At 73.4% G+C, this 15101-nt stretch carries 17 protein-coding genes; 7 read left to right on the forward strand and 10 right to left on the reverse strand.

Translation table 11 applies throughout. The annotated features are described in order from the left end of the window. Positions 1–193: 193 nt before the first annotated feature. From ACH35V_RS10745 to ACH35V_RS10755, 3 genes are all read right to left on the reverse strand, one after another. Positions 194–1249: a hypothetical protein gene (locus ACH35V_RS10745; RefSeq protein ID WP_395971690.1), complete on the reverse strand. Its 1056-nt coding sequence runs from the start codon at positions 1247–1249 to the stop codon at positions 194–196. A gap of 417 nt (positions 1250–1666) precedes the next feature. Then, positions 1667–2692: a hypothetical protein gene (locus tag ACH35V_RS10750; protein WP_395971692.1), complete on the reverse strand. Its 1026-nt coding sequence runs from the start codon at positions 2690–2692 to the stop codon at positions 1667–1669. Between the two features lie 16 nt (positions 2693–2708). Next, positions 2709–3701 carry a DMT family transporter gene (locus tag ACH35V_RS10755; RefSeq protein ID WP_395971693.1) on the reverse strand — a complete coding sequence of 331 codons (993 nt, stop codon included), beginning with the start codon at positions 3699–3701 and terminating at the stop codon, positions 2709–2711. Here ACH35V_RS10755 and ACH35V_RS10760 point away from each other — a divergent pair. Then, positions 3700–5091 carry a PLP-dependent aminotransferase family protein gene (locus ACH35V_RS10760; RefSeq protein ID WP_395971694.1) on the forward strand — a complete coding sequence of 464 codons (1392 nt, stop codon included), beginning with the start codon at positions 3700–3702 and terminating at the stop codon, positions 5089–5091. The genes ACH35V_RS10755 and ACH35V_RS10760 overlap by 2 nt on opposite strands. Here ACH35V_RS10760 and ACH35V_RS10765 read toward each other — a convergent pair. After that, positions 5080–5448, reverse strand: a complete 369-nt coding sequence (locus ACH35V_RS10765) for a VOC family protein (RefSeq protein ID WP_395971695.1) — start codon at positions 5446–5448, stop codon at positions 5080–5082. The genes ACH35V_RS10760 and ACH35V_RS10765 overlap by 12 nt on opposite strands. Further along, positions 5445–5756, reverse strand: coding sequence for a hypothetical protein (locus tag ACH35V_RS10770; protein WP_395971697.1), 312 nt, complete (start codon positions 5754–5756; stop codon positions 5445–5447). The genes ACH35V_RS10765 and ACH35V_RS10770 overlap by 4 nt, the downstream gene beginning before the upstream one ends. A gap of 100 nt (positions 5757–5856) precedes the next feature. Between ACH35V_RS10770 and ACH35V_RS10775 the strand changes: the two genes are divergently transcribed. Genes ACH35V_RS10775 through ACH35V_RS10790 form a run of 4 tightly spaced genes read left to right on the forward strand, consistent with a single transcriptional unit; the run spans position 5857 to position 9644 of the window. Continuing rightward, positions 5857–6399, forward strand: a complete 543-nt coding sequence (locus tag ACH35V_RS10775) for a CGNR zinc finger domain-containing protein (RefSeq protein WP_395971699.1) — start codon at positions 5857–5859, stop codon at positions 6397–6399. A 59-nt stretch (positions 6400–6458) separates the two neighbouring features. Next, entirely contained in the window at positions 6459–6998 is a 540-nt protein-coding gene (locus ACH35V_RS10780; protein ID WP_395971701.1) for a GNAT family N-acetyltransferase, read from the forward strand. A gap of 56 nt (positions 6999–7054) precedes the next feature. Beyond that, entirely contained in the window at positions 7055–8728 is a 1674-nt protein-coding gene (locus tag ACH35V_RS10785; RefSeq protein ID WP_395971703.1) for an MFS transporter, read from the forward strand. A 34-nt stretch (positions 8729–8762) separates the two neighbouring features. Beyond that, positions 8763–9644 carry a 1,4-dihydroxy-2-naphthoate polyprenyltransferase gene (locus tag ACH35V_RS10790; protein ID WP_395971705.1) on the forward strand — a complete coding sequence of 294 codons (882 nt, stop codon included), beginning with the start codon at positions 8763–8765 and terminating at the stop codon, positions 9642–9644. Here the strand turns inward: ACH35V_RS10790 and ACH35V_RS10795 are convergent. Beyond that, the gene (locus tag ACH35V_RS10795) at positions 9608–10651 is read right to left on the reverse strand and encodes a hypothetical protein (protein WP_395971706.1); all 1044 of its coding nucleotides are present in this window, start codon (positions 10649–10651) and stop codon (positions 9608–9610) included. The genes ACH35V_RS10790 and ACH35V_RS10795 overlap by 37 nt on opposite strands. 89 nt (positions 10652–10740) lie before the next feature. Then, positions 10741–11433, reverse strand: coding sequence for a uracil-DNA glycosylase (locus ACH35V_RS10800; protein ID WP_395971708.1), 693 nt, complete (start codon positions 11431–11433; stop codon positions 10741–10743). 112 nt (positions 11434–11545) lie between these two features. Between ACH35V_RS10800 and modA the strand changes: the two genes are divergently transcribed. After that, entirely contained in the window at positions 11546–12325 is a 780-nt protein-coding gene (modA, locus tag ACH35V_RS10805) for a molybdate ABC transporter substrate-binding protein (protein WP_395971709.1), read from the forward strand. A gap of 7 nt (positions 12326–12332) precedes the next feature. Here the strand turns inward: modA and ACH35V_RS10810 are convergent, their stop codons facing one another. Next, the gene (locus ACH35V_RS10810) at positions 12333–12842 is read right to left on the reverse strand and encodes an SRPBCC family protein (RefSeq protein WP_395971710.1); all 510 of its coding nucleotides are present in this window, start codon (positions 12840–12842) and stop codon (positions 12333–12335) included. Positions 12843–12976: 134 nt separating this feature from the next. Here ACH35V_RS10810 and sigJ point away from each other — a divergent pair, with 134 nt between their 5' ends. Further along, complete coding sequence (gene sigJ, locus ACH35V_RS10815) at positions 12977–13852, forward strand: RNA polymerase sigma factor SigJ (RefSeq protein ID WP_395971711.1); 876 nt, start codon at positions 12977–12979, stop codon at positions 13850–13852. Between the two features lie 17 nt (positions 13853–13869). On the opposite strand, the gene ACH35V_RS10820 is transcribed toward sigJ, so the two are convergent. Continuing rightward, complete coding sequence (locus ACH35V_RS10820) at positions 13870–14322, reverse strand: GNAT family N-acetyltransferase (RefSeq protein ID WP_395971712.1); 453 nt, start codon at positions 14320–14322, stop codon at positions 13870–13872. Further along, positions 14319–15068 (reverse strand): 4-hydroxy-tetrahydrodipicolinate reductase, encoded by a 750-nt coding sequence (dapB, locus tag ACH35V_RS10825; RefSeq protein ID WP_395971713.1) that lies wholly within the window; start codon positions 15066–15068, stop codon positions 14319–14321. The genes ACH35V_RS10820 and dapB overlap by 4 nt, the downstream gene beginning before the upstream one ends. Positions 15069–15101 lie beyond the last annotated feature (33 nt).

The following is a 15101-nucleotide window of genomic DNA, read 5'->3' on the forward strand; positions in this document are numbered from 1 at the left end:
CGCGTGGCGGCGGCTCCACATCCACATCGTGGCACGCAAATGCGTCGTTACGGGGTCAGTCCGGCCACTTCCCGGACTCGGTTGCGTAACGTGACCGCTCGGTCATCCTGTGCGGTCCGACGTGCGGGTATCCCGCCGCCGGGGCGGATGGGACCGTTCCCTGATCGCCGCGGGTCCGCGTGCTCCGAGGGGCTCAGCCGCGGGCGGTTTCGGCCGTCCGGGGCAGCCACGCGGAGCGGTAATGGGCCCATTCGTCCGGCCCGGTCGTCCAGTCCGCGTACACGCCGACGCCGAACGGGCGCTTGGGCGGCCGTTCCAGGTCGTCGATCCCGCGCCGGACGCCCCGCAGCGCGACCTCCAGATCCTCCGCCCAGCCCATGAGGGGCCGGTAGGTGGGGACGCCCATGAACACCGTGGCGCGGTCGCCGATGAGCTCCAGCGTGGTGCGGGTGTGCCGGGCGAAGTGCCATCCGGCCAGGGCCTCGGTCGGCAGCGACACGTCGTAGGTCATGATCGCGACCTGGTCGGCGAGGCCGGCGACGTCGCGCAGGAAGTCCTCGGTCGGGCGGGGCGGCTGGTGGTACCTGCCGCCGCGCGGGAGCAGCGCCTTGTAGACGGGCTCGGCCTCGTCCACGAGCGTCTGCTGCTCCAGCGCCACCGACAGCAGCCTGCCGCGCGAGCGGGTCAGCTCGCTGGTCGCCTTCATGAGCGTCATGAACGCGGCGTCGTCGGGGTAGATCGGCTCGAAGTCGTAGTGGATGCCGTCGAACCCCAGGTCGAGGAAGACCGCGTCGGTCCTGAGCACGTTCGCGCGCACGGCGGGGTCGTCCAGCTCGATGACGCCGTCGCCGTCCACGATCCGGATCTGGCCGAGGTACGCCTGCGCGCGGACGCCAGGCGCGTACTCGCGGACGGCCTCGATCAGCTGCCGGGCGTAGCGGTACTTGTGGGCGGGGACCGTCCCGTCCGCCTCGAAGGGGCCGGTGTGGAAGAACACGTCGGTGATGCGGTTCTGCCGCAGCAGTTCTCCGAGCGCGCGGTACTCGGCGTCGCTGTGCGGTTCGCCGACCCACTGGTGCCGCGCCCACAGTGCGTTCGCCTCGGTGCCGCGCGCCTGCGGCTCCTGCTGCCACCACACCCACGCCCCGGCGAGCACGAGCGCCGCCAGGCCGAGCACGTAGGCCGCGGCCCAGCCCGTCCAGCGCAGCGCCCCGCCCACTCCCCCACGAACCCGTCCGCTCTTCGCCACCCCGCAATGATCCCGGATCTAACGGGCAGATCGGACGCGGCATCTCCCGGTTCGCCCTCGCGCCGCCCAGCCGCCGCCCATGAAACGACCAGGCTTTGGACGTGATCGCGCGCCGCGCGCGGCGGCCGTTGACACCGGGGGAACCCTGTGATGACCAGGCGGCTCGGCGACGCGGGCCCACCGGTTCTCGACGGGAGCCGCCCGGATCTCACCCGTTCCACCGGGATGGAGGTCGAGCCGACATGCGAGTGCGACCGGATCAGGCCGAACCCAGACCTCTGATCAGTACACGCGCCCTAGTGATCATCCTCATGGCGATCGGCGCCGCCGCGCTGACCGCCGCCGCTCCGCAGTTCGCGATCCCGATCGGGGTGGGGGTGGGTGTCGTCACCCTCCTCGCCCAGATCGTCGACTGAGTCAGAAAACGGGGATTATGTCTTCGGCGTTGATGTCGGTGACGTCGACGCCGGAGATGTCCAGTTCGGGGATGGCGGGGAACTCGATGCCCCAGCGTTCGACGATGGCGCGGACGCGGGCGATGGCGATCTTCCAGTTCTCCGCCTGCTCCTCGAACGACAGGACGCCGAGCCCGGCGTCGCGGGCGTGGTCCATCAGGACGCGGTGGTTGGTGAGGAAGTAGGGCGGCAGGTCCCAGAAGCCGTCCGGCGGCTCCCAGAGGATCATCGACAGGAACACGAACCCGGCGCGCAGCTGCTTGGTGATCTGGCCCTTGACGTCCTCGGTGAGGCCGGGCCACTCGTTCTCCAGGATGGTCATGCAGATCTGCAGGTGCCGCGACTCGTCCCGGCCGATCTTCTTGAACATCTCGTCGAAGACCGGGTGCTCCGTCCCGGTGGCCATGCCGCGGAACAGGGTGGACGCCGCCATCTCGCCCATCATGAAGCTGGTGAACAGGACGGCCAGCGAATACTTGCGGACGGCCGTGTTGTAGCCGTGCCAGTACCGGCCGCCGTTGTGGTAGAGCCAGCCGATGTTGTTGTGCGCGGCCTTCTCCAGGTCGGTCTCGGGGCTCCAGTCCAGCGGCCCGCCCGGCCAGAGTTTGGCGATCGTCCGCTGGCAGCACTCCTCGTGGTTCATCTCGTCGCGCGTGATCGAGAAGAAGCACTTCCGGACGGGGTCCTCCTCGTGCTGCTCGAACGCGTGGATGGTGGCGCGGGCGAACACTGCGGGCCCGGACGCGTCGAAGTTGGCGAGGACCGCGAACCAGTACATGATCCCGAGCCGCTGCTCGTGCGTGAAGTCGCCGGGGCGCAGGTCGTCCCAGGGCAGGTCGGCGGGGTTCCAGACCACGCGCTTCGACTTCTCGTAGATGGCGGCGAGCTTGTCGGTCTCGACCCGCCATTCCATCGGGTAGATGTTCGGCTGCGGGATCTCGGGGGCGGGCCAGAACCCGCCCTCGGGAACGGTCAGCTTGTCGGCCATGGACGCCCCCCGGAAGTCATCGACGCGTGACGCTCCCTTCCTCCATCGTGCGCGACGGGCGAGCGTCCCGCAAACCGTCCCGCAGACCGTCGGGCGACCGGTCGACGCGGGTGCGCTGGGTGAGGGCCACGCAGACCAGCACGCCGACAGCGGCGAGCGCGGTCGTGGCGTCGATCCGCTCGCCGAGGAGGATGCCCGACCAGAGCAGGGTCATGACCGGCTGGGCGAGCTGGACCTGACTGGCGCGCGCGATCCCGGCCCGTGCCAGGCCCTCGTACCAGGCGAAGAAGCCGATGTAGGCGGAGAAAGCGGCGACGTAGGCGAAACCGAGGGTGGCGCGTCCCGTCCAGTCGGGGGAAGTGGTCGCGAGCAGCCAGACCGTCACCGGGACGGTGATCGGCGCGGAGAGCACGAGCGCCCAGGAGATGACGCGCCAGCCCGGCATGTCGCGGGCGAGGCGCGCGCCCTCGGTGTAGCCCGCCGCGCAGGTGACCAGCGCGCCGAACAGCAGCAGGTCGGCGGCGGTGACGTGGCCCGCGCCGCGGACGAGCGCGAACCCGGTGACGCAGACCGCGCCGGCCGCGCCGGCGAGCCAGAACGCGCGGGACGGCCGCTCCCCCGCGCGCAGCACGCCGAACACGGCGGTGACGGCGGGCAGCAGCCCGACCACGACGGCCGAGTGGGCGGACGAGGCGCCGTGGTCGAGCGCGAGCGTGGAGAGCACCGGGAACCCGAAGACGACTCCGGCGACGACGACCGCGAACCCGGCCAGCTGGTCGCGGCGCGGAAAGCGGGCCCGCACCGATAGCAGTACGACGGCGGCGAGGACGCTCGCGGCGGCGGCGCGGCCGACGCCGATGAGGTACGGGTCGAGCCCCTCCAGCCCGAAGACCGTGCTCGGGATCGTGAAGGAGTAGATCAGGACGCCGATGCCGGCGAGCCAGAGGCCCGCTCCCGGGCCGGTGTCCGCTATCGGCGCGGAGGCAGTAGCGCTATCCTTAGTCCTCATGAAACACGATAGCAGTGTGGCGGCGCTCGCCGACTCGCTGCGTGCCGACGTCCACCGGATGGGCGCCGGGGAGCGGCTTCCGTCCAGCCGGAGCCTGGTCGAGCGGCACCGGGTCAGCCCGGTGACGGTGTCGCGGGCGCTGGCCCTGCTGGCGGCCGAGGGGCTGGTGGTGACGCGTCCGGGCAGCGGCGCGTTCGCCGCCGGGCGCCGCGAGGCCGCCGCGGAGCCGGCCGACCTCGGCTGGCAGGCGGTGGCGCTCGGCGATCGGTCCGTCGACGCGGCCGGGGTGTCGTGGCTGCTCACCCCGCCGCCGGAGGGCGTGATCCCGCTCAGCGGCGGCTACCTGCATCCGACGCTGCAGCCCGCGCGGGCGCTCGCGGCGGCGATGGCGCGGGCGGCCCGGCGCCCGGACGCCTGGGAGATGCCGCGGCTCGGCGGGATGCCCGAGCTGCGCGCCTGGTTCGCCCGGACGGTCGGCGGCGCCGTCTCCCCCGCCGACGTGGTGATCACCAGCGGCGGGCAGCAGTCGCTGACGACCGTCCTGCGGGCGCTGCTCCCGCCGGGCGCGCCCGTGCTGGTCGAGTCGCCGACGTACCTGGGCGTCCTCGCGGTCGCGCGGGCGAGCGGGCTGCATCCGGTGCCCGTGCCGGTGGACGCGGACGGCGTCCGTCCCGATCTGCTCGCCGAGGCGTTCGCGATGACCGGGGCGCGCGCCTTCTACAGCCAGCCGACCTTCCACAACCCGACCGGCACGGTGCTGAGCGACGAGCGGCGCGCGCAGGTGCTGGAGGTGGCGCGGGCGGCGGGCGCGTTCGTGATCGAGGACGACTTCGCCCGGCACCTCGGCATCGTCCCGCCCCCGCCCCCGCTGATCGCGCAGGACGGCGACGGCCGGGTGGTGCACATCGCGTCGCTGACCAAGGCGACCGCGCCGAGCCTGCGGGTCGCAGCAGTCATCGCGCGCGGCCCGGTCGCCGAGCGGATCCGCGCGACGCAGCTCGTGGAGGAGTTCTTCCCGGCCAGGCCGCTCCAGGAGGCGCTGCTCGAACTGGTCAGCTCGCCGGGCTGGCCGCGGCATCTGAGCGCCGTCCGCGCGGCGCTGCGGTCGCGCCGCGACGCCATCCTGACCGCGTTCGCCCGCGACCTGCCGGAGCTGCGCGTGAACCGTCCCGGCGGCAGCCTGCACCTGTGGGCGCGGCTGCCGGAGGGCGTGGACGACACCGCGCTGGCGGAGGCCGCCCTGCGCGCCGGTGTGCTGGTCAGCGCAGGGCGGCCGTTCTTCCCCGCCGAAGCCCCCGCCCCGTACCTGCGGATCAGTTACGGGACGGCGGCCTCGGAGCCGGAACTGGCGGAGGGTGTCCGGCGCCTCAGCACAGTCCTACGTTCCTGAAGCGGTGCAGAAGCAGAATTCGTTACCCTCCGGGTCGCGCCAGACCTGGAAGGGGGTCCGCGGGTTCCCCATCGGCTCGCCCGCGGGCGTCGCGCCGAGCCGCCGGGCCCGCTCCCCCGCCGCGTGGATGTCGGGCACGTCCAGGTCGAGGTGGACGCGGTTCTTGATCTTCTTGGTCTCCGGGACGAGCTGGAACGCCAGCACCGGGCCGTCGCCCGCGAGCGGCTCCAGGTCGAGCCACTCGTCCTCGCGCGAGGTCGTCTTCATGCCGAGCAGCCCGCCCCAGAAGGCCGCCATCGCGTCCAGGTCGGCGCAGTCGAACACGACGGTGGTCACCGTCGGATTGATCTCGCTCATCGCACTCCCCCGGACGTCCGCAGGACGTGCGCCGAGCGGGCCGAGCGGGCGGCGGCCCGCCTGCATCCGGCCGCGGGCGGCGCCGGGTGACGCCGGTGGCGCTGGGCGCCGATCCGGTCGGGCACCCCGTCAAGGAGCCACCGGCGGATCCGTCCGGCGCGCTCGATGGACCGCGCGCGGGCGACGAGGTTCGCCTCGACGATGTCGGCCTGCAGCCGGGCGTATGCACGCTCGGCCCATGCGTGCCGCGTGGCCGGCCCCGCGAGGTACGGCAGCGCCTTCATGATCGTCCTCCCGTTCGTTGACACCAGCTAAACACTAACGCTGGTGTCGCCGAGATGCAACCGGTAAAATGAGTATGCCGGTGTCGCAGGTTGGTAGACTGCGCGCGAACAGGCAGGAGAGGTGATGGCCGAGGCTCAGGACGACCCCGCGCCGCTGCTCAGGGACTTCGTCAACACGCTCAACATCGACGCCGCCGAGGACGAGCTGACGACGCCCGAGCTGCTCGCCGCGTGGCTGGCCGGGCGCCGGCTCGTCCCGGACGACGCGCGGGCGTCCGGCGCCGACCTGGCCACCGCGATCGCGCTCCGGGAGGGCCTCCGCGAAGCCATGTCCGCGCACCACGGGCCGCGCCCGGCCGACTTCCCCGACGACCTGGAGGACGCCCTCACCGCCGTGCCCCTGCGGGTCACGTTCGCCGGGGCGCGTCCGGACCTCGTCCCGCTCGACCCGCCCGGCACGGCCGCCGCCGGCCTGGCCCGCCTCGCCGCCGCGATCATGGACGCGGTCGCCGCCGGGACCTGGCCCCGGCTGAAGGTCTGCCAGGAGGACACCTGCCGCTGGGCGTTCCTGGACACGTCCAAGAACCGGTCGCGCGCCTGGTGCTCGATGAGCACCTGCGGGAACCGCACCAAGACCCGCGCCTACCGGGCCCGCCGCCGGACCTGACCGCGTCCCGGGGGCCTAGTGTGGGCGGTGATCCCGGACGGAGAGGACGTGCCAGCGCCATGGCCGATGTCGGAGTGCGGCCCGCAGGGCGGGCGGACGCCGCCGCCGTCGCCGACATCCAGGTGCGGGCCTGGCGGCAGGGCTACCGCGACCTGCTGCCCGAAGGCGTCCTCGCCGAGGTGACCGGGCCCGCCGCGCTCGAGGTGTGGCGCGAGAAGTGGATGGAGGCGGCCACGGCGCCGCCGAGCCCCCGGCACCGGCTGCTCGTCGCCGTGGCGTCCGACCTCGTCGTCGGCTTCGCCGCGCACGCCCCGGCCGAGGACCCCGATCTCGACCCGGCCGGCACCGCCGAGCTGATCACGCTGCTCGTCGACCCGCTGCACGCCCGCGCCGGGCACGGCAGCCGGCTGCTCGCCGCGTCCGCCGACCTGCTCCGCGAGGACGGCTTCGCCACCCTGACCACGTGGGCGTTCGAGGACGACGAGGTGACGCGGACGTTCCTCGGCTCCGCCGGCTGGGCCCCCGACGGGACGGCCAGGACGCTCGACATGGGCGACCCCGTCCGGCAGATCCGCCTGCACACCGACATCAGCGGCTGACCTGTTGAACAGGGGGCGGTGCGGACCTCCGCCGCCCCGCCCATATCTTTGAAGCCGTGCCCGAGTCCACCTTCCTGACGCCGCCGCGCGCGCCCGTGCCCGCGGAGCCCGCCGCCGGACGCCGCCGCCGCTGGCTCGGCATGGCCGTCATGAGCCTGGGCGTCTCGCTGATCGTGGTGGACGCCACCATCGTCGGCGTCCTGCTGCCGCGGATCGTCACCGACCTGGGCCTCACGACCACCGACGCCGAATGGGTCACGTCGATCTACGCGCTGGTGTTCGCCGCGCTGCTGATCCCGTTCGGCCGCGCGGGCGACCTGTTCGGGCGGCGCCGGATGTTCGTGCTCGGCGTGGCGGTGTTCGCGGCGGCGAGCGTCGGCGCCGCGCTCGCGGGCGACGGCTCGGCGCTCATCGGCGCACGCGCGCTCCAGGGCGTCGGCGCCGCGATGGTCCTGCCCGCGACGCTGTCGACGGTGAACGCGGTGTTCACCGGGCGGGAGCGCGCCGTCGCGTTCGGGATCTGGGGCTCGATGATCAGCGGCATGGCGGCGCTCGGGCCCCTCGCGGGCGGCGCGCTCGCCACCGGCGGCGGATGGCGCTGGGCGTTCGGGGTCAACCTGCCGCTCGGCGCCGCGCTGATCGCCGGCGCGCTGTGGCTGATGCCGGAGACCCGGCAGCCGCGTCCTGCAACGGCGCGCCCCGGAAAGGCGCGGCGTGACATCGACTGGCCGGGCGGGCTGCTGTCCACGCTCGGGCTCGGCGCGCTGGTGTGCGGGATCATCGAGGGCCAGACGTACGGCTGGTGGGTCGCGACGCGCCCCTTCTCGACGGCCGGGCTCGACTGGCCAGAGTCGGGGCCGTCGCCCGTCCCGGTCGTCCTGGCCCTGGGCGCGGTGCTGCTCGCGGCGCTGGTCGCGGTCGAACGGTCCCGGGCGGCGGCAGGACGCTCCGTCCTGCTCGACCTGGACCTGTTCCGCATCCCGAACTTCCGGCGCGGGAACCTCGCGTCGGCCCTGATCAACGTCGGCGAGCTGGGGCTGCTGTTCGTCCTGCCGCTGTTCCTGCTCGGCGTGCACGGCACGAACCCGCTGCAGATCAGCGTCGCGATCCTGCCGCTCGCCGCCGGAGCGTTCCTGTCCGGCGGGTACGCGGGCAGGCTCGCCAACCGGCGCGGCGCGCACCGCGTCGTGCAGATCGGCATGGTGCTGGAGGTCGCGGCGGTCGTCGCGCTGGGCGTCACGGTGTCGGCGTCCACCGGCGGGCTCGGGCTCGCGCCGTGGATGCTGCTGTACGGGCTCGGCCTCGGCCTGACGTCGGCGCAGCTGACGAACGTGTCGCTGGCGGACGTCCCGCAGGCGCAGGCGGGACAGGCGTCCGGCACCCAGTCCACGGCCCGGCAGGTCGGCGCGGCGCTCGGCATCGCCGCCATCGGGACGGTGTTCGCGACGAGCCTCGGGCACGCCATGACCGACCGGCTCGCCGGCTCCGCGCTCCCGCCCGAGGAACGCGCCGCCGTCGCCCACCACCTCCGCGAGAGCGCCGGGACCTACGGACGCGAGCTGCATGACACGCCCGCCCGCGCCGTCGAGGCCCGCGCCGCCGATGAGAGCCTCGCCGTCGCGACCAGGCACGCGGCCCTCACCACCGCCGCGATCCTGGCGCTCGGGCTCGCCGTGTCCATGCGCTTGCGCCCAAGCATTGATCACCATCGGGAAGAATCGAAGGGATAGTCCCCCTGTCGCCCCACGAGAACGAGCGGTAACTGTGGCCACGCTCTCCCAATGGGTCGCCGGATCCCGGCCCCGCACCCTGCCCGCGTCCCTCGTCCCCGTCGTCGTCGGCACCGGCGTCGCGGCCGGCGAGGGCGGCGCCGGCGAAGGCGGCGCCGTCTGGTGGCGCGCGGTGCTCGCCGCGGTCGTCGCGCTCGTCCTGCAGATCGGCGTGAACTACTCCAACGACTACAGCGACGGCGTCCGCGGCACCGACGAGGACCGCGTCGGCCCGCTCCGCCTCGTCGGGTCGAAGGTCGCGCCGCCGAGGCAGGTCCTCGCCGCCGCGCTCGGCTGCCTCCTCGCCGCCGCCGTCGCCGGGCTCGTCCTCGCCGCCGTGACGACCTGGTGGCTGCTGCTCGTCGGCGCGTTCGCGATCCTCGCGGCCTGGTTCTACACGGGCGGCAAGACCCCGTACGGATACCGGGCGCTGGGCGAGGTGTCGGTGTTCGTCTTCTTCGGCCTCGTCGCCGTCGTCGGGACGGTGTACGTCCAGGTCGAGGGCCTGCCGTGGGAGGCGTGGGCGGCGGCGGTGCCGATCGGGCTGCTGGCCTGCGGGCTGCTCGTCGCGAACAACCTGCGCGACATCCCCACCGACCGCGAGGCCGGGAAGCGGACCCTCGCCGTCCTGCTCGGCGACCGCTGGACGCGCCTGCTGTACGCGGCGTGCACCGCGCTGCCGTTCATGATCGTCCTGGTGCTGGCGGCCCCGCACCCGTGGGCGCTGATCGCGCTTCTGGCCGCGCCGCTGTCGCTGCCGCCGACGCAGAAGGTGCTGGGCGGTGCGGCCGGCCCCGCCCTGATCCCCGTGCTGGGCGAGACCGGCCGGCTCCAGATCGCCTACGGCGTCCTGCTGGCCGTCGGCCTCGCGCTCTGACCGTCCCGCCCGGCCGTGGGGCCAGGGCGCTGAGCGTCCCGCTCGGCGAGCAGGACGGCGCCGGTGACGCCCATGAGGAGCCCGGCGAGCAGCCCGCAGAGCGTCGTCAGGTTGAGCGCGCTGGACGAGCCCGAGTCCAGGAACTCCGGCCGGCTGAGCACCGTGATGAGCCGGTAGAACGACCACGCGAACGTGGCGCCCGCGCCGATCCACACGCCCGCCAGCGGCACCGCGAACCGCTCCGGACGCCCAGCCCGCTGGACGATCGCCAGCAACGCCACCGCGCCCGCGAGCGCCATCAGGCCCATCACACCGTCCGCCAGCTGCTGGACCGCGCCCCGATAGTCGAGTTCTTCGGCGCGGACCCCGGCCGTCCCGCCGAACGCCCAGTAGAACTGCACGGCCGCGAAGACGACGGCGAACACGCCCGCCGTGCGCGCCAGAAGCACCTGCAGAGCATGCGTCGCGCCCTTGGCGACGTCCTTGGTGCGGACTGCGAAAACGTCCGGCCACCTTTCCCGCGCATGCAGCACGAAGGCCGTGAGCAGCCCGAGCCCCTGCAACGTGAAGCCCGCATAGACGACCCCGTAGACCCAGCCCTGGATCGCGTTGTCGGACGCGGTAAGCGGATCGGACGAGAACAGCGTCTGCACAAGCGCGCCCAGCGGAACCGCGAGGGCGATCGGCGCGAGCAGCCCGGCGCCGATCCACATCGGCGTCAGCACCAGCCACGCCGGGATCCGCAGCCCCCAGCGGAACGTGAACGCCAGGACGACCAGCACGGCCACCGCGTCCATGGCCAGGGTGATCGCGTTGCCGACGTAGAGGGCGGAGCCCTTGGCCGCCTCCGCGTCGGTCCACCCGACCGTGCTGCCGGACAACCACGCGATCTTGAGGCTGAGGTAGGGGACGCACGCCGCGACGGTCGCCGCGCACACGCCCAGCCGCAGCCGCCCCGGCCCGGCGCCCGCGCCGGGCGCCCTCCCGATGAGAACTGAAACGGTCATGCCCCGACGATGGCGCGGACGGCCTCCGCGCCACTTCCCGCCACCGGGTGAAACCGCCTGCGCCCTTCCCCCGCAGGGGTGAGGGCGTCTCAGCCGGACCGCGCGGCGGCACCCCAGTCGATCTCGGGGAGGCCGGCGTCCACCAGGGCCTTGTTCACGGCGCTGAACGGCCGCGTCCCGAAGAACTTCTTGGCGCTGAGCGGGCTCGGGTGGGCCGACTCGATCACGGTGTGCTGCGCGCCGGTGATGAGCCGGGCCTTCTTGCGGGCGTAGGCGCCCCAGAGCACGAACACCACGCGCTCGGACTTGTCGTTCAGCGCGCGGATCGCGGCGTCGGTGAAGTCCTCCCAGCCCTTGCCGGCGTGCGACCCGGCGTCGCCGCCGCGGACGGTCAGCACCGCGTTGAGCAGCAGCACCCCCTGGTCGGCCCAGCGGGTGAGGTCGCCGGACTTCGCGACCGGCACCTCCAGGTCGGTGGCCAGCTCCTTGTAGATGTTGCGCAGGGACGGCGGCAGCCGCACGCCGTCGCGCACGCTGAAGCTGAGCCCGTGCGCCTGGCCGGGCCCGTGGTAGGGGTCCTGGCCGAGGATCAGGACGCGGGCGCCGCCGAACGGGCAGTGCCGGAACGCGCTGAACAGGTCCTCGCGCGGCGGGTAGACGGTCTGGGCGGCGTACTCCCCCGCGACGAACGCTCCCAGCGCGGCGGTGGCGATCGGGTCGAGCAGCGGGTCGAGCCGCTCCCGCCAGTCGCCGGGCAGCATTTCCATCAGGTCGAGGGACATCGTCGGGCCTCCGGGACGTGATCTCCAGTCGCGGCTCACCCTAGTGCGCGGCACTGACACGCCAGGGCCGAATCCCGGGAGCGCACCCCCCGCAACCGTAGGATGAAGCCATATGCCCGATTCCCCCCGTCGGCGGCGGCTCCGCGCGTCCGCGCTGCTCGCCGCACTCGCCGTCCCCGGCCTCGGCGCGGGCTGCGGCGGCTCGTCCGGGCCGACGACGCTCACCGTCCTGGCCGCCACGTCGCTGACGGAGGTGTCCGAGGAGATCGCGACGGCGTACGCGCAGGAGAACCCCGGCATCAGGCTCCGGTTCGAGTTCGCCGCCGCGCCCGACATGGCCGACCGGCTGTCCGGCCACGATCCGGCGGACGTGCTGGTGACATCGGACAAGACCGACATCGACGAGTCCGGCGAGTACCTGGCGAAACCGCACCGGGTCGTCGCGCAGACGTCGCTGACCATCGCCGTCGGTCCCGGGAACCCCCGGCGCATCCGCGGCCTCGACGACCTGACGCGCCGCGGCCTGCGGGTGGCCGTCGGCGCCGGGACGGTCCCGGTGGGCCGCTACACCCGCCAGGTGTTCGCGAAGGCGGGGCTGACCGTCCGGTGGAGCTCGGAGGAGATCAGCGCGCGGGCCGTCCTCGACCGGGTGCGCTCCGGCGAGGCGGACGCGGGCATCGTCTACGTCACCGACCTGCGCTCGGCGGGCGTCGCAGCGAGCAGCGTCCCCATCCCGGCGGACGTGAACGTCACCGCGGCCTTCCCCGCTGCGGCCGTCCAGGACAGCGACCACGGCGAGGACGCGAACTCGTTCATAGCGTGGCTGACCGCCCCGTCCGCGCAGAAGCTGTTCAACAAGTACGGCTTCGCCACCCCACGCGCCCCCCACTGAGCCGCGCTCAGGCCGCTTCGGCGCGGGCCTTGACGGCGGCGTTCATCGCGGCGAACTCGTCCGCCATGTCGAGCTGCCCGCCCGCGACCGGGACGAGGGCCCCGGAGAAGCGCTCGCCCTGGGTGAGCCGGACGCGCCCGTTCCCGGCCGGCTCGATCCGGAAGTAGTGCTCGCCGTCCACGATCCCGGGCATCCACATGCGCCCGATCCAGCGGAGCTCGCGGCCGGGCTCGGCCTTGAGGACCTTCGGGGAGAACGCCATGGTGCCGCCGTCCGAGTCACGCAGGACGTTGTGCAGCCGCGCGCCCTTCCTCGGCTCGCCCTCGGCCTTGACGATGAACGGGTTCCACTGCGGGTAGCGGCGGAAGTCCGCGACGATCCCGTAGACCTCGTCCGCGGACGCGGAGATCTCGACGGTGGCGCTGACCTCGTGCGGGTCGAGCTCGCCCCAGGCGAGCAGCCCGCCGGCGGCGGCGATCGGAACGGCGACGGCGGTGACGACGACACGACGGATCATGGCGGCCTCCTTGGCTAATGTCATTAGCCAATAAGCTAGCTAATCCCCTTAGCTTTGGCAAGCCCCGGCCCGTGTCACATCTCGTTCGCTCGCTTCGTCAGTGCTATGACATGGGGCCTGACGAGGGGGATGTGATGGACGAGCGCGAGTTCCTCGCGGACGAGTTCGAGAAGCACCGCGTGCATCTCAGGGCGGTCGCCTACCGGATGCTCGGGTCGCTCGCGGAGGCGGACGACGCCGTCCAGGAGTCGTGGTTCCGGCTCAGCCGCTCCGACGCCGACGCCATCGCGAACCTGGGCGGCTGGCTGACCACCGTCGTCGGACGCGTCTGCCTCGACATGCTGCGCTCCCGCACCGCACGCCGCGAAGACCCCCTCGAAGAACGCCTCCCGGACCCGGTCATCGGCCCGGCGTCCGGCGCCGACCCCGAGCACGAGGCGCTGATGGCCGACTCGGTCGGGCTCGCGCTGCTGGTGGTGCTCCAGTCGCTGACGCCCGCCGAGCGGCTCGCGTTCGTCCTGCACGACACGTTCGCCGTCCCGTTCGAGGACATCGCCCCGATCGTCGGACGCTCCCCCGCCGCGGCACGCCAGCTCGCCAGCCGCGCCCGCCGCCGGGTGCAGGGCTCCTCGCCCATGCCGGAGCGCGACCCGGCCCGCCAGCGCGAGGTCGTGGCGGCGTTCCAGGCCGCGGCGCAGGGCGGGGACTTCGAGGCCCTCGTCGCCGTCCTGGCCCCCGACGTCGTCCTGCGCGCCGACACCGGCGCGCAGGCCGGGCTGACCGAGGTGCACGGCGCGGAGGCGGTGGCCGGTCAGGCGCTCATGTTCCGCGGGGTCGGAGGCGACGCCCGGCCCGCGCTGGTCAACGGCACCGCCGGCATGGTCGGCGTCGTGGACGGACGCGCGAGGTCCGTCCTGTCCTTCACGATCGTGGACGGCAGGGTCGCCGCCATCGACATCCTCGCCGACCCCGAGCGCCTCGCCGAGCTCGACCTCACCGTCCTCGACTGACCGTCCTCCAGCCGGGCTCAGCGACCAGGTGTGAGCGAGCGGCGGAAAAGGACGCGGTCGCTGCCCGGGCCGTCATGGGACGGGCCGTGGACGACGGTGAAGCCCATCGCCTCGTGGAACGCGATCGAGCCGGTGTTCCGCGGGGACGTGAGCGCATGGACGACCGTCCGGCCGTCGGCGGCGGCCAAGGCGAAGAAGGTCTCGTAGAGGCGGCGTGCCAGGCCCGTACCGCGGAAGTCCGGGTTCACGCCGACGAAGTGGACGTAGGCGGCGTCGGGCTGGGACGGCGACAGGAAGCCGACGAGGCAGCCCGCCAGGTCGTCGCCCGACTCGGCGACGAGGCTGGTCCGATGGAAGTGGTCGAGGAAGAGGCGGGGCAGGATGCCGTGGATCGGGCGGCCCCACCAGTCGTCCACGACGGCGATGATGCGGTCGTAGTCGGCCGGCGTGGCCGCGCGGACGCCGGTCACAGGCCGAGGAGGGACTCGATGCCCAGGGTGAGGCGGTCGAGGCCGGGGATGCGGCGGACGGCGAGGAGGACGCCCGGCATGAAGGACGCGCGGTCCATCGAGTCGTGCCGGATGGTGAACAGCTCGCCGTGGCCGCCGAGGACGACCTGCTGGTGGGCGACGGCCCCGGAGAGGCGGACTGCGTGCACGCGGACGCCGTCCACGTCGGCGCCGCGGGCCCCGTCCACCTCGGACGTGGTGGCGTCCGGGGACGCGGACACGCCGGCCTCGGCGCGGGCCGCCGCGACCAGTTCGGCGGTGCGGTAGGCGGTGCCGGACGGGGCGTCCGCCTTGTTCGGGTGATGCGTCTCGACGATCTCGACGGACTCGAAGAACGGGGCCGCCTTCTGCGCGAAGTGCATCATCAGCACCGCGCCGATGCCGAAGTTCGGCGCGATGACGACGTTGCCGGGCGCCTTGCCGGACGACTCGCCGGCCAGCCACGACCGGACCGTGTCGAGCCGGGACGGGTCGAACCCGGTGGTGCCGACGACCACGTGCAGGCCGTGCTCGACGCACCACCGGAGGTTGTCCATGACGACGCCGGGATGGGTGAAGTCGACGACGACCTCGGCGGCCGTCAGCGCGTCGCGCGGGTCGTCCTGGTCGACGGCGGCGACCAGGTCCATGTCGTCGGCCCCCTGCACGGCACGGCACACCTCGGACCCCATGCGCCCCCGCGCGCCCAGCACCCCGACCTTGATCACGTGTTCCTCCCGGTAGGCGTGGGGCGAGCCTAT

It is taken from the genome of Actinomadura sp. 1N219 (genome assembly GCF_044326405.1).
Classification (GTDB): domain Bacteria; phylum Actinomycetota; class Actinomycetes; order Streptosporangiales; family Streptosporangiaceae; genus Spirillospora.